Consider the following 12,139-nt stretch of genomic DNA (forward strand, 5'->3'; position numbering starts at 1 on the left):
CCGGTGCGGCCACGCCCGAAGGAGGACTCGTGAGTACCCAGGCAGGCTCCCGCGGCACGCGGCGGTCGAACCGCGTGCTCGGCACGCTGTTCCTCGGCATGTTCGTCATGGGCGGCGCGGAACTGCTGGTGGTCGGCGTGCTCGACGTCATGGCGCGCGACCTCGGCGTCGCGGTCTCCTCGGCCGGGGCGCTGGTCACGGCGTACGCGCTCGGCCTGGCCTTCGGCGGGCCGCTCCTGACCGCGCTGACGATGCGGCTGGACAGGCGCAGCGTCCTGGCCGGCGCGCTCGTCCTGTTCATCCTGGGCACCCTGGTCGCGGTGACCACGACCAGCTTCGGCCTGCTGCTCGCATGCCGGGCCCTGACCGGTGCGGCGGCCGGGCTCTACGACGCCACCGCGTTCGCGGTGGCCCTCGCGAGCGTCCCGCCGGAGCGGGCGGGACAGGCGATCGCGGTGGTCATCTCCGGTGTCTCCGTGTCGGCCGCCCTCGGGGTGCCGCTGGGCACCGTGGTGGGCAACCTGCTCGGGTGGCGCGGCACGTTCGTGGCCGTGATCGTCCTCGCGGGCGCCGCCCTGGCCGCGGCCACGGCGCTGGTCCCGTCCGTACCGGCGGCGGAGGGGACCGCGGCCGACCAGGCCCGGCACGCGTTCGCGCCGCGGGTCCTGGCCGTGCTGGGCCTGTGCTTCCTGGTGTTCGCGTCCACCTACACCGCGCTGACCTACATCGTGCCGTTCCTCGCGGAGATCACCGGCGTCTCCGGGGCGGCGGCGGGGGCGTTCCTGCTGGCGTACGGCGCCGCGACGGCCATCGGCTCCTTCGGCGGCGGCCGGTTCGCCGACCGGAACGCCGCGGGCACGCTGGTGGCGGGAACCGCGGGCTGTGCCCTCACCCTGCTGACCCTCTGCATCCTCGGTGCGCACCCGGTCGTCGTGGCCGTGGCGATGCTGGCCTGGGGGCTCTGCGTCTTCGGCATGGCACCTTCGCTGCAGTACCGCGTCGTCGGCCTGGCGGGACCCGGCGGCGGTCTCGCGCAGTCGCTGCCGGCCTCCGCGATCAACACCGGCATCGCCTTCGGCTCGTTCGCGGGCGGCGCGGCGATCGACCGCTTCTCGGTCCAGGCCGCGTTCCTCACCGCGCTGGGCATCGCCCTGGCGGCCTTCGCGGTCGCCGCGGCCACCCGCCGCCTCGCGCCGTCCCCGGCCGGGGAGCCCGCGCCGGCCTCGAACCACGAGAGTTGACGCGTTCGATCCCCCGGCACAGGGCAAGGAGCCCGCCGCCCCTTTCACCGCTCCCCGGCGGTGTCTTCGACGTCCAGCTCCCGTGACTAGGCGGGGCCCTCGCCGCTCGCTCGGGTGTCGGGGGCGCGGTGTTCGGCGGCGATGCCGAAGCGGCGTTCGCCCGTGGCAGATCCGGCGGGGTGGGCGGTGTGAACGCCGGAGACGGTGGTGATGACCTGCTCCTCGGCGGGCGGGTTCTCCAACTCGTCGAGTTTTTCCAGGTCGGCGGCGGAAACGAGGGCCACGAGGGGCCGGCCGTGACGCGTGACCACGACCCGCTCGCCACCGTAGACCACGCGGTTGATCAAGTCGGCCAGTTCTGCGCGGGCTTGCGTCACCGGAATTTCGTACGCCATGCTCCCAGCATAACCGGATGTACGTCCTGTACATTTTGCACCGAGGATCATGAAACCGAGAGAGGGAGAGGTGCCGACGGCCATGGACAGCCCCACGGCGCGCTACGTGCTGCCGGAGTTCACCGAGCGGACGAGCAGCGGGGTGCGCACACAGGATCCGTACTCGAAGCTGCTGGAGGAGCGGATCGTCTTCCTCGGCACACAGGTCGACGACACGTCGGCGAACGACGTGATGGCCCAGCTCATGCATCTGGAGCACGCCGCCCCCGACCAGGACATCTCGCTGTACATCAACTCGCCGGGCGGCTCGTTCACGGCGATGACGGCGATCTACGACACCATGCAGTTCGTCACCAGCGACATCGAGACCGTCTGCCTCGGGCAGGCCGCCTCCGCCGCCGCCGTGCTGCTGGCCGCCGGTACCCCCGGCAAGCGGTACGTGCTGCCCGGCGCACGGGTGCTCATCCACCAGCCGTCGTTCGCCGAGCCGGTGGAGGGGCAGGCGAGCGACCTGGAGATCTACGCGCGGGAGCTGCTGCGGCACCGCGCGCTGCTGGAGGAGCTGCTCGCCAGGCACTCCGGGACGCCGATCGAGCAGATCCGCGAGGACATCGAGCGCGACAAGATCCTCGACGCCGAGCAGGCCATCGCGTACGGGCTGGCCGACCGGATGACCGAGAGCCGCAAGGGCACGAGCACCGCGCACTACGGGAGGTGAGCGACCGTGCTGCCGCCAGAACTGCCGCCGCTGCCCGCGCTCACGCGCGCGGAGTCGGAGGTGATCGACCGCTATCTGGACGCCGTCGACCAGTTGGGCCGGATCAACCCGGCGCGCGGCACGGACACGTACGCGGGCCTGCGCGCCGCGCAGGCGCTGGTGCGCACCGCGGTCGGGCTGCGGGACGCGCTGGCGCTGATGCACGAGCGGCGCGAGACGCAGATCCACGCGGCGACCCTGGCGCGTGCGCTGCGGGTGCTCGACGGGGAGCGCCGGACCCGGCTGGTGGCGGTGCCGCCGGGGCCGCGGGAGCCCGACGGGGCGCCGTGACGGGCGAGCGGGGGCGGGTGGCGCACGGCCGGATAGGTTGGCCGCGTTCCGCCGACCGCGCTTCGAGGAGCGAGCCGCTATGTGTCCGCAGCCCGTCGATCCCGTTTCCCCGACGACGCCCGAATACGGAACCGGCGGTCCCGACGGCGGCCGCCTCGCCGCGCTGCTGGCCGCGGCCGCCCGGGGCGACTTCCCGCCGCCGGACGGCGCGGTCACCGTGCTCCCGCAGCCGTCGCCCCGGGACGCGGGCGTGCTCGCCCTCACCGGCAGCCACGTCGTCTTCGCCGACGCCGACCCGGCGTGGATATGCGGCCTGCTGCCCGCAGGCGACCTGTCCGCGCCGCTCAACCCGCCGTTCCTCGGCGCCCTCACCGCCCGCCTGGGCCGCACCGTGAACAACATCGACGCCCTGCTGGTCGCCGGCCACCTGCCGGGCCCGCCGCCGCTGCCGCTCACGCCAGACGCCGACGGCACCCACCCCCGGCTGCGCCGCGCCCTGCGCCACCGCGACGGCGTACGCGCCTGGACCGTCCCCGGGGCCACCGTGCTGCTGGGCCGCGGCGTCGCCGGGCGCTGGGAGGCCGCCGTGGAGGTCGAGCCGGGGGCCCAGGGGCGCGGGCTGGGGCGGCGGCTGGCGACGGCGGCCCGGCACCTGGTGCCGCCGGGCGAGCCGCTGTGGGCGCAGGTGGCGCCGGGCAACGCGGCGAGCGTACGGGCGTTCCTTGCCGCCGGGTTCCGGCCGATGGGCGCGGAGGCGCTGCTGGTGGTAGACGAGGAGTAGGACGGGCGGAGCGGGCAACCGGGAAGGGCATGGACCGAGACCGGAACGAGGACGAGCACGGCACCACGGCGCCTGCCGCGGATGCCGCTTCCGATGCGGCGTACGCGCGCCATGAGACCGCGCTGGAGCGGGACGACCGCAACTTCGTGGAGTTGCTCCAGGAGCTGCGGGTGACGCAGACGGGCGTACAGATCCTCTTCGCTTTCCTGCTGACCCTCGCGTTCACCCAGCGCTTCACCGAGCTGGACTCGCTGCAGCGCGGCACGTACGTGACGACCCTGCTGCTCTCCGTGGCCGCGGCGGTGCTGCTCACCGCGCCCGCGGCCGTGCACCGGGGGCTGTTCCGGCGGCACGCGAAGCGCCGCATCGTCGACGTCTCCTCGCGACTGGCGGCCGCGGGTCTCGGCGTGCTGGCGTTCGCGCTGACCGGGGCCGTCCTGCTCGTGGTGGACGTCGTCCTGGGGCGCCCGGCCGGGATCGCGGCGGGCGCGTCGGTGCTGGTGTTCATCGCGGGCCTGTGGGCGGCGCTGCCGTGGGGCCTGAGCAGGAGCCTCGCCGCGCGTGCGGCGAGGCAGAACAGCGGGCGGCGCTGAGCGTCAGAGCGTGCCGGGGTCGGTGTTGGCGCCGCAGAGCACGACGGCCACCCGCTCCCCCGCCCGCGGCTTGTACGCGCCGGTGGTCAGCGCCGCGAGCGCCGTACCCGCGGCGTGCTCGACGACGAGCCGGTGCTCGTCCCAGAGCCGCCGCCGGGCCGCCGCGATGTCGGCGTCGGCGACGAGCACCGAGGTGCTGCCCGGCCGCTGCGCCCAGACCAGCGCGTCGCCCGACGTGCGGGAGGCGCCCAGGGAGTCCGCCGCGATCGAGTCGACCGGGACGTCCACCACCTCCCCGGCCGCAAGCGCGGCGTTGAGCGCGCGGCAGTTCTCCGGCTCGACGGCGACGACGCCGATCCCCTGCTGCGCCGCGGCCGCCGCCACGCCCGCGTACAGCCCGCCGCCGCCGACCGCGACGACGACGGTGTCGACGCCGCCGGGCACCGCCGCGGCGATCTCCGGGAGCAGCGTCCCGGCACCCGCGGAGATCAGCGGGTGGTCGTAGGCGTGCGAGACGAGCGCGCCGGTCTCCGCGGCCATCTCGCGCGACGCGGCCAGCGCCTCGCCGTACGTGCGGCCCGTCAGCCGTACGTCGGCGCCCAGGCCGCGTAGCCGCTCGACCTTGAACTCCGGTGCGGTGGCGGGCAGGAAGACGTGTGCGGGGACGCCGTGCCGGGCGGCGGCCCAGGCGCAGGCCAGGCCGGCGTTGCCGCCGGAGGCGATGAGCACGCCCGCGTCCGGCATGGTGCCGGCGGCGGCGTGGGCGGCGGTGAAGTTCAGCGCACCGCGCGCCTTGAAGGAGCCGGTGTGCTGGAGGAACTCGAGCGCGAACCACACCTCGGCGTCCGGTGCCACCCCGGCGCCCGCGGGCGCGACGGCGACCGGGCGGACCCCTCCCGCGATGCGCTGCGCGGCGGCGTGGACGTCCTCGTGGCTGATGGGCTGGTCGGTCATGCCTCCAGGGTGGACCAGCGGGGTGCGCGGCGGCGGTCCGGGGGCGTGTGCGTCAGGCCACAGGGGCCGGCCGCCAGGGAAGGGCGATCCACACCGTCTTGCCGCCGTCGTCCGTCGGCGTCACGGACAGCCGGCCGCCGGACTCGGCGACGAGGCAGCGGACGATGACCATGCCGCGCCCGTTGTCCTGCTGGACCGCGGCCGGCAGCCGGCGCGGCCAGCGCGGGTGGCTGTCGCTGACGCCGACGCGCAACTGCTCGCGTACGAGCACCATCCGCACGGTGAACGTCGGCGACTGCCCGCGCGTGTGCTGGACGGCGTTGGTGGCCAGTTCGGAGACGACGAGCCGGACGGTGTCCGTCGCATCCGGGCCTTCCGGGAGGCCCCATTTCCCGAGAATGTCAGTGACATATTTACGCGCCTGCATGACAGAAGCAGCCTCACTCGGCAGCGTGACGGATGCTTCCTGCTGGTCTGCCATTGCGACGCCGTCCCTTTCGCACGCGTGTGCCGGACTCCGACGCGTGCCTGGTGAAGTCGAGGACCGCTTGAGGTTGTTGTTCGCGCCACGGTGCCATCGATCGTGCCCGGAGCGCGAGCCCGCCACCAAGTTATGCATATATCTGTCGCTCGAAGCGGTGAACTCTGCCGCGAGCGACCGTATTTGGGCGGCAGACTGGCCAGTTGTCACGCGTTCGGCCGAGCGGCCGGGAGGGGCGTCATGCGCAATGAGCCGGCGGTACGCCGCGCCAAGCTGGGCGCGGAGCTGCGCAGGCTGCGCGGCAGAGCGGGACTGACCAGCGGGAAGGCGGCGGAGCTGGTCGGCTGGCACCAGTCGAAGATCAGCCGGATAGAGACGGGCACGTCGGCGGCCAAGGCCGCGGACGTGGCCCGGCTGCTCGACGCCTACGGCGTCACCGAGCCCGGGCTGCGCACGCTGCTGGAGACGCTGGCCACGGCGCCACGCGAGGGCCGCGAGGACCGCTGGTGGAGCGAGTACCGCGAGCTGCTGCCGGCCGCCTACCGGGACTTCATCAGCCTGGAGGCGGAGGCGACCACGGTGCGCACGCTGGAGACGTCGGTGGTCCCGGGGCTGCTCCAGACGCGGCGGTACGCGCTGGCGGTGACCCGTGCGGCCGTCGCGGGCGCGGCGCCGCGGGAGGTGGAGTCGCTGGTGGAGGTGCGGATAGCCCGGCAGGCGGTGCTGCGCGCGGCGCGCCCGCCGCACCTGCACGCGGTGCTCGACGAGGCGGTGCTGCGGCGGCGCGTGGGCGGTCCCGGGGTGATGGCGGAGCAGTTACGGCACTTGGGGCGGATGGGGGCGCTTGCGCACGTACGCGTCCAGATCCTGCCCTTTTCCGCCGGCGAGCACGTGGGCCTCACCGGGCCTTTCGTTATCTTCTCTTATTCGCGCAGTTCTGATCTCGACGTGGTCGTCGTCGACCATTTGATGAGTAGCCTTCACCTCGAAAGGAAAGAAGACTTACGGGCGTATGAGACGGCCTTTGCCTCGCTGCAGGCAAGCGCCCTTTCGCACGAGGAGTCCCTGTCGTTCATAGCCGCGCTCGGCGCGGGCGCAAAGGAGGCACCATGACCTCATTGCCTCGGTACGTCTCCTGCAGTACGGCACTCGACGACGTCCGCTGGCGGCGCAGTTCGCACAGTACGGGGGCGAACAACTGCGTCGAGGCCGCCTATCCCGTGGGGCCGGAATCCGCCGGGCTGATCGCCGTGCGGGACTCCACCCATGTGGAGGGGCCGGCGCTGCTGTTCCGGGCCGAGGCGTGGCGGGCGTTCGTCGCGGCGCTCAGTGACGGCGAGTTCACCGGGGGCGCGCGGGTCGAGTACTAGGGCTCGGGCGCCGTGCGCCCCGGGGCCGGGGGCGCGGGCGCGGTGCGTACGACCGTTTCGATCGCGGTGTCCACCTGCTCCTCCGTGAGGTCCGCGCGGGCGGTCAGGCGCAGTCGCGAGATGCCGTCGGGGACCGACGGGGGACGGAAGCAGCCGACCGCCACCCCCGCCTCGCGGCACGCCGCCGCCCACGCCACGGCCGCCTCGAGCGCCGGGGCCCGTACCGACACCACCGCCGCGTCCGGGCGTACGGCCGTCAGCCCGGCGGCCGTCAGCCCGCCGTGCAGCGCCGCCGCCACCCGCCGGGCCGCCGCCGCCCGCTCCGGCTCGCGGCGCAGCAGGCGCAGCGCGGCGAGGGCGGCGCCCGCGGCGGCGGGCGCGAGGCCGGTGTCGAAGATGAACGTGCGGGCGGTGTTGACCAGGTGCTCGATCACCCGCGCGGGACCCAGCACCGCACCGCCCTGGCTGCCCAGCGCCTTGGACAGCGTGACGGTGGCGACGACGTCGGCCGCACCCGCCAGCCCCGCCGCGTGCAGCGCGCCGCGCCCGCCGGACCCGAGGACGCCGAGCCCGTGGGCGTCGTCCACCAGCAGCCCGGCGCCGTACGAGCGGCACACCGCCGCCAGCGCCGGGAGGTCCGCGGCGTCACCGTCGACGGAGAAGACCCCGTCGGAGACCGCCAGCGCGCGCCCGGCGAAGCCGTCGAGCGCCTTGGCGACCGCGTCGGCGTCGGCGTGCGGGACGACCGCGACGTCGGCCCGGGAGAGCCGGCAGCCGTCGATGAGCGAGGCGTGGTTGCCCGCGTCCGAGACCACCAGGGTGCCGCGATCGCTCAAAGCGGTGACGGCGGCGAGGTTTGCCGCGTACCCCGAGGAGAAGACGAGCGCGGCCTCGAAGCCGCAGAAGGCGGCGAGTTCGGCCTCCAGTTCCGCGTGCAGCGCGGTGGTGCCGCTGACGAGCCGGGAGCCCGTGGCGCCCGCGCCCCAGCGGCGGGCCGCGGCGGCCGCGGCGGCGGTGACCTCGGGGTGGCGGGCGAGGCCGAGGTAGTCGTTGCCGCAGAGGTCGAGCAGCCTGGCGTCGTGCGCGCGGGGGCGCAGGGCGCGTACGAGACCGGCGCGCCGCCGCTCCTCGGCCTGCGCGTCGATCCAGTCGAAGGCGTGACGGGGCATGCGGTTCCTCGGCTCGGCGGGCTGTTTCTGCACCGTAGTGCGCGCGGGGGCGCGCGGTGATGTGGCGATGAGCACAGAAGACGGGGGCGGCCGTTGTGCGGTGCCCCATTGGCCCGGGCCGGTGCGGTGGGCGAGGATCGGCGCCATGGACCTGCTTTCGACGCTGGTGGACAAGGGGCTGCGGCGCGAGGCGCCCACCCGTGACGAGGCGCTGGCCGTGCTGCGCACCCCGGACGAGGACGTGCTCGACGTCGTCGCGGCGGCCGGGAAGGTGCGCCGGGCGTTCTTCGGCCGCCGGGTGAAGCTCAACTACCTGGTCAACCTCAAGTCGGGGCTGTGCCCCGAGGACTGCTCGTACTGCTCGCAGCGGCTGGGTTCCGAGGCGGGGATCCTCAAGTACACGTGGCTGAAGGCCGACCAGGCCGCCGAGGCCGCGGCGGCGGGGGTGGCGGGCGGCGCCAAGCGGGTCTGCCTGGTCGCCAGCGGGCGCGGGCCCACGGACCGGGACGTCGACCGGGTCTCGGAGACCATCGCCGCCATCAAGGAGCAGAACGGGGACGTGGAGGTGTGCGCCTGCCTCGGGCTGCTCTCCGACGGCCAGGCGGAGCGGCTGAAGGCGGCGGGGGCGGACGCGTACAACCACAACCTCAACACCTCCGAGGCGACGTACGCGGACATCTGCACCACCCACGGCTACGAGGACCGGGTGCAGACCGTGCAGCAGGCGCAGGCGGCCGGGATGTCGGCCTGCTCGGGGCTGATCGCGGGGATGGGCGAGAGCGACGAGGACCTGGTGGACGTGGTCTTCGCGCTGCGCGCGCTGGACCCGGACTCGGTGCCGGTGAACTTCCTGATCCCGTTCGAGGGCACGCCGCTGGCCGGGGAGTGGGATCTCACGCCGCAGCGCTGTCTGAAGATCCTCGCCATGGCGCGGTTCGTCTGTCCGGACGTGGAGGTGCGGCTGGCGGGCGGCCGGGAGATCCATCTGCGGACGCTCCAGCCGCTGGCGCTGCACCTGGCCAACTCGGTGTTCCTGGGGGACTACCTGACCAGCGAGGGGCAGGCGGGCAAGGCGGACCTGGAGATGATCGCGGACGCCGGGTTCGAGGTGGAGGAAGCGGGGACGACGACGCTGCCGCCGCACCGGGCGGCGGACGAGGCGGCTCCTCCGGAGGCCGGACCCGCCGGCGGCCCCGCGGCCGCGGACGAGCAGCCGCGGGAGGCGCGAACGGACCTCGTGGCCGTACGCCGCCGCGGGGCCGGCACGGAACTGCCGCCCAATGCCTGAGCCGTTGCCGCCGCGGCGGCTGCTCGATCTGGACCGCGAGCACGTCTGGCACCCCTACGGGCCCATGCCCGGACGGCAGGAGCCGCTGGTCGTCGACTCCGCCGAGGGCGTACGCCTGCGGCTGGCACAGCCCGCGTGGGGCGTGGACGAGCTGGTCGACGGGATGTCGTCGTGGTGGTCCGCGATCCACGGCTACCGCCACCCGGCGCTCGACGCCGCCGCCCGCGGGCAGTTGGAGCGGATGAGCCACGTGATGTTCGGCGGGCTCACCCACGAGCCTGCGGTGCGGCTCGCGGCGCGGCTGGTGGAGGTGACGCCGGAGCCGCTGGCGCACGTGTTCCTCAGCGACTCGGGCTCGGTGTCGGTCGAGGTCGCGGTCAAGATGTGCCTGCAGTACTGGCGTTCACGCGGGCTGCCGGGCAAGCGCAGGCTGATGACCTGGCGCGGCGGCTACCACGGGGACACCTGGCAGCCGATGTCGGTCTGCGACCCGGACGGCGGCATGCACGAGCTGTGGTCCGGCATGCTGCCGCGGCAGTTGTTCGCCGGAGTGCCGCCCGCGGGCTTCGACGCGCCGGTGGACGGGGCGTACGAGCACGAGCTGCGCGACCTCGTGGCGCGGCACGCGGACGAGCTGGCCGCGGTGATCGTGGAGCCCGTCGTGCAGGGCGCGGGCGGGATGCGCTTCACCGCGCCCGGCTATCTGCGGGTGCTGCGCGAGGCGTGCGACGAACACGGCGTGCTGCTGGTGTTCGACGAGATCGCCACCGGTTTCGGCCGCACCAGCGCGTTCTTCGCCGCTGACCACGCGGGCGTCACCCCGGATGTGATGTGCGTCGGCAAGGCGCTGACCGGCGGCTATCTGTCGATGGCCGCGACGCTGTGCACCCCGGCGGTCGCCGAGGGCATCTCGCGGGGCGAGGTTCCGGTGCTCGCCCACGGGCCGACGTTCATGGGCAACCCGCTGGCCTCCGCCGTCGCCCTGGCCTCGCTCGATCTGCTGGCCGACGACGGCTGGCGGCAGGACGTGAAGCGCATCGAGAGCGGGCTGCGGGAGGGCCTGGCCGGCGCGGCGGAGCTGCCGGGGGTTCGGGACGTACGGGTGCTGGGCGCCATCGGCGTCGTACAACTGGACCACGACGTGGACATGGCCGCCGCCACCCGGGCCGCGGTCGGGGCGGGGGTGTGGCTGCGCCCGTTCCGGGATCTGATCTACACCATGCCGCCGTACGTGACAGGGGCCGCCGACCTCGCCCGGATCTGCGCCGCCGTGCGCGCCGCGGCGGCGGCCGGCTGACGGGCGGGGGCGACGCGATGGGCAGCGTGCTCGTGGTCACCGGCACCTCGACCGGCGTGGGCAAGACGGTCGTCACCGCCGCCGTGGCCGCCGCGGCGCTGGCGCGGGGCCGCTCGGTGGCCGTGCTCAAGCCGGCCCAGACGGGCGTGGCCGAAGGCGAGCCCGGGGACGCCGACGAGGCGGCGCGCCTCGTCCCGGGCATACGGGCCGTGGAGCTGGCCCGCTTCCCCGAGGCGCTGGCCCCGGCGACGGCCGCCCGGCGCGCGGGGCTGCCGCCGCTGACGGCGGCGGACGCGGCGGGGATGGTGGAGAAGCTGGGGCACGACCACGACCTGGTGCTGGTGGAGGGCGCGGGCGGGCTGCTGGTGCGGCTGGACGACGCTGGCGGCACGCTGGCGGAGGTGGCGCGGCTGGTGGCGGCGCCGGTGCTGGTCGTGGCCGCCGCGGGGCTCGGCACGCTGAACGCCACCGAGCTGACCACGGAGGCGCTGCGCCGCCGCGGTCTTGCATGCCCGGGCGCGGTGGTGGGCAGTTGGCCGGCGGCGCCGGACCTGGCGGCCCGGTGCAACCTGGCGGACCTGCCGGCCACGGCGCGGGTGCCGCTGCTGGGCGCGGTGCCGGAGGGCGCCGGCGGGTACGGCCCGGAGACCTTCTGCGCCGCCGCCCCCGGGTGGCTGGCGCCGGCGCTCGGCGGGCACTGGGACGCGGACGGCTTCCGCGCCCGGCAGGCCCCGGGCGGGTCCGGGAGGGGACAATCGCACTGACCCCGCACGCCAGGAGGCCGGTATGCCCTCATCGACGCGCGCGGCGCAGGACGCCGTGTACCACCCGTACTTCGCGCGCTTCTACGCCCGCCTCAGCGTCGCCGCCGACGAGCACGGCGGGGTCGCCGAGCTGCGCAAGGAGCTGCTGACCGGCCTGTCCGGCCGGGTCGTGGAGATCGGCGCGGGCAACGGGCTGAACTTCGCGCACTACCCGCCCGCCGTCTCCGAGGTGGTCGCGGTCGAGCCGGAGCGGCACCTGCGGCAGCTCGCCGCGGAGTCGGCGATGCGCGCGGACGTACGGGTGGACGTGCTGCCGGGGACGGCGGAGGAGCTGCCGGTCGAGAGCGGGTCGTGCGACGCCGCCGTCGCCTCGCTGGTGCTCTGCTCGGTCGCGGATGTGCCGCGGTCGCTCGGCGAGCTGCGCCGAGTGCTGCGTCCCGGCGGCGAGCTGCGGTTCTACGAGCACGGGCGGGCCGGCGGGCGCGTGATGCGGGCGGTGCAGCGGGCGGCGGACCGCACGGTCTGGCCGCTGCTGCTCGGCGGCTGCCACTCCGGTCGCGACGTGCTCGGCGAGCTGACCGCCGCCGGGTTCACGCTGGGCCCGTACCGGCGGGTGCGGATGCCGGAGAAGGGGCCGCCGACCCCGGCCTCGTACCACGTCCTGGGCACTGCGCTCCGCGGGTGACGGCGGCTGCGCCGGACACAGGAGAGGCCGGTCCTCCCGCGGGAGTAGTGGGTTGTCCACAGGTGCCACCCGG

15 protein-coding genes are annotated in these 12,139 nt (G+C 74.9%); 11 read left to right on the top strand and 4 right to left on the bottom strand.

The window, feature by feature from the left end; all coding sequences use genetic code 11:
• Positions 1 to 29: 29 nt before the first annotated feature.
• Complete coding sequence (locus OG946_RS01730) at positions 30 to 1,241, top strand: MFS transporter (protein ID WP_326794374.1); 1,212 nt, start codon at positions 30 to 32, stop codon at positions 1,239 to 1,241.
• Positions 1,242 to 1,327: 86 nt separating this feature from the next.
• Here OG946_RS01730 and OG946_RS01735 read toward each other — a convergent pair whose 3' ends face one another.
• Positions 1,328 to 1,636 (bottom strand): type II toxin-antitoxin system Phd/YefM family antitoxin, encoded by a 309-nt coding sequence (locus tag OG946_RS01735; RefSeq protein ID WP_326794375.1) that lies wholly within the window; start codon positions 1,634 to 1,636, stop codon positions 1,328 to 1,330.
• An 82-nt stretch (positions 1,637 to 1,718) separates the two neighbouring features.
• Here OG946_RS01735 and OG946_RS01740 point away from each other — a divergent pair, with 82 nt between their 5' ends.
• The 4 genes from OG946_RS01740 (at position 1,719) to OG946_RS01755 (ending at position 4,058) form a co-directional block, all read left to right on the top strand.
• Entirely contained in the window at positions 1,719 to 2,354 is a 636-nt protein-coding gene (locus OG946_RS01740; protein WP_326794376.1) for an ATP-dependent Clp protease proteolytic subunit, read from the top strand.
• A 6-nt stretch (positions 2,355 to 2,360) separates the two neighbouring features.
• Entirely contained in the window at positions 2,361 to 2,684 is a 324-nt protein-coding gene (locus tag OG946_RS01745; protein WP_326794377.1) for a hypothetical protein, read from the top strand.
• A gap of 79 nt (positions 2,685 to 2,763) precedes the next feature.
• Positions 2,764 to 3,465, top strand: coding sequence for a GNAT family N-acetyltransferase (locus OG946_RS01750; protein ID WP_326794378.1), 702 nt, complete (start codon positions 2,764 to 2,766; stop codon positions 3,463 to 3,465).
• Positions 3,466 to 3,494: 29 nt separating this feature from the next.
• Positions 3,495 to 4,058, top strand: a complete 564-nt coding sequence (locus tag OG946_RS01755; RefSeq protein WP_326794379.1) for a DUF6328 family protein — start codon at positions 3,495 to 3,497, stop codon at positions 4,056 to 4,058.
• Positions 4,059 to 4,061: 3 nt separating this feature from the next.
• On the opposite strand, the gene OG946_RS01760 is transcribed toward OG946_RS01755, so the two are convergent.
• A complete protein-coding gene (locus OG946_RS01760) occupies positions 4,062 to 5,012 on the bottom strand; it encodes a serine/threonine dehydratase (RefSeq protein WP_326794380.1) in 951 nt (316 codons plus the stop codon).
• Positions 5,013 to 5,064: 52 nt separating this feature from the next.
• On the bottom strand, positions 5,065 to 5,493 hold the full coding sequence (locus OG946_RS01765; RefSeq protein ID WP_326794381.1) for an ATP-binding protein: 429 nt from the start codon (positions 5,491 to 5,493) through the stop codon (positions 5,065 to 5,067).
• Between the two features lie 240 nt (positions 5,494 to 5,733).
• On the opposite strand from OG946_RS01765, the gene OG946_RS01770 reads away from it, so the two are divergent.
• Positions 5,734 to 6,606 (top strand): helix-turn-helix domain-containing protein, encoded by an 873-nt coding sequence (locus tag OG946_RS01770; protein ID WP_326794382.1) that lies wholly within the window; start codon positions 5,734 to 5,736, stop codon positions 6,604 to 6,606.
• Positions 6,603 to 6,863, top strand: coding sequence for a DUF397 domain-containing protein (locus OG946_RS01775; RefSeq protein ID WP_326794383.1), 261 nt, complete (start codon positions 6,603 to 6,605; stop codon positions 6,861 to 6,863). Before OG946_RS01770 ends, OG946_RS01775 begins: the two co-directional genes overlap by 4 nt.
• Here the strand turns inward: OG946_RS01775 and OG946_RS01780 are convergent.
• Positions 6,860 to 8,032, bottom strand: a complete 1,173-nt coding sequence (locus OG946_RS01780; protein WP_326794384.1) for an 8-amino-7-oxononanoate synthase — start codon at positions 8,030 to 8,032, stop codon at positions 6,860 to 6,862. The genes OG946_RS01775 and OG946_RS01780 overlap by 4 nt on opposite strands.
• A 145-nt stretch (positions 8,033 to 8,177) precedes the next feature.
• Here OG946_RS01780 and bioB point away from each other — a divergent pair, with 145 nt between their 5' ends.
• The 4 genes from bioB to OG946_RS01800 are packed head-to-tail and all read left to right on the top strand — an operon-like array spanning position 8,178 to position 12,066.
• Complete coding sequence (gene bioB / locus OG946_RS01785; protein WP_326794385.1) at positions 8,178 to 9,320, top strand: biotin synthase BioB; 1,143 nt, start codon at positions 8,178 to 8,180, stop codon at positions 9,318 to 9,320.
• Entirely contained in the window at positions 9,313 to 10,617 is a 1,305-nt protein-coding gene (locus tag OG946_RS01790) for an adenosylmethionine--8-amino-7-oxononanoate transaminase (protein WP_326794386.1), read from the top strand. The genes bioB and OG946_RS01790 overlap by 8 nt, the downstream gene beginning before the upstream one ends.
• 17 nt (positions 10,618 to 10,634) lie before the next feature.
• Positions 10,635 to 11,381, top strand: coding sequence for a dethiobiotin synthase (gene bioD, locus OG946_RS01795; RefSeq protein WP_326794387.1), 747 nt, complete (start codon positions 10,635 to 10,637; stop codon positions 11,379 to 11,381).
• A 22-nt stretch (positions 11,382 to 11,403) separates the two neighbouring features.
• A complete protein-coding gene (locus OG946_RS01800) occupies positions 11,404 to 12,066 on the top strand; it encodes a class I SAM-dependent methyltransferase (RefSeq protein WP_326794388.1) in 663 nt (220 codons plus the stop codon).
• Positions 12,067 to 12,139 lie beyond the last annotated feature (73 nt).

Origin of the sequence: Streptomyces sp. NBC_01808 (assembly GCF_035917395.1) — a bacterium.
Classification (GTDB): Bacteria; Actinomycetota; Actinomycetes; order Streptomycetales; family Streptomycetaceae; genus Streptomyces.

Coding starts and splice junctions, on each gene's coding strand:
- OG946_RS01750 (WP_326794378.1), top strand. CDS start 2,764: ATGTGTCCGCAGCCCGTCGATCCCGTTTCCCCGACGACGCCCGAATAC.
- OG946_RS01775 (WP_326794383.1), top strand. CDS start 6,603: ATGACCTCATTGCCTCGGTACGTCTCCTGCAGTACGGCACTCGACGAC.
- OG946_RS01770 (WP_326794382.1), top strand. CDS start 5,734: ATGCGCAATGAGCCGGCGGTACGCCGCGCCAAGCTGGGCGCGGAGCTG.
- OG946_RS01735 (WP_326794375.1), bottom strand. CDS start 1,636: ATGGCGTACGAAATTCCGGTGACGCAAGCCCGCGCAGAACTGGCCGAC.
- bioB (WP_326794385.1), top strand. CDS start 8,178: ATGGACCTGCTTTCGACGCTGGTGGACAAGGGGCTGCGGCGCGAGGCG.
- bioD (WP_326794387.1), top strand. CDS start 10,635: ATGGGCAGCGTGCTCGTGGTCACCGGCACCTCGACCGGCGTGGGCAAG.
- OG946_RS01790 (WP_326794386.1), top strand. CDS start 9,313: ATGCCTGAGCCGTTGCCGCCGCGGCGGCTGCTCGATCTGGACCGCGAG.
- OG946_RS01780 (WP_326794384.1), bottom strand. CDS start 8,032: ATGCCCCGTCACGCCTTCGACTGGATCGACGCGCAGGCCGAGGAGCGG.
- OG946_RS01755 (WP_326794379.1), top strand. CDS start 3,495: ATGGACCGAGACCGGAACGAGGACGAGCACGGCACCACGGCGCCTGCC.
- OG946_RS01740 (WP_326794376.1), top strand. CDS start 1,719: ATGGACAGCCCCACGGCGCGCTACGTGCTGCCGGAGTTCACCGAGCGG.
- OG946_RS01765 (WP_326794381.1), bottom strand. CDS start 5,493: ATGGCAGACCAGCAGGAAGCATCCGTCACGCTGCCGAGTGAGGCTGCT.
- OG946_RS01760 (WP_326794380.1), bottom strand. CDS start 5,012: ATGACCGACCAGCCCATCAGCCACGAGGACGTCCACGCCGCCGCGCAG.
- OG946_RS01800 (WP_326794388.1), top strand. CDS start 11,404: ATGCCCTCATCGACGCGCGCGGCGCAGGACGCCGTGTACCACCCGTAC.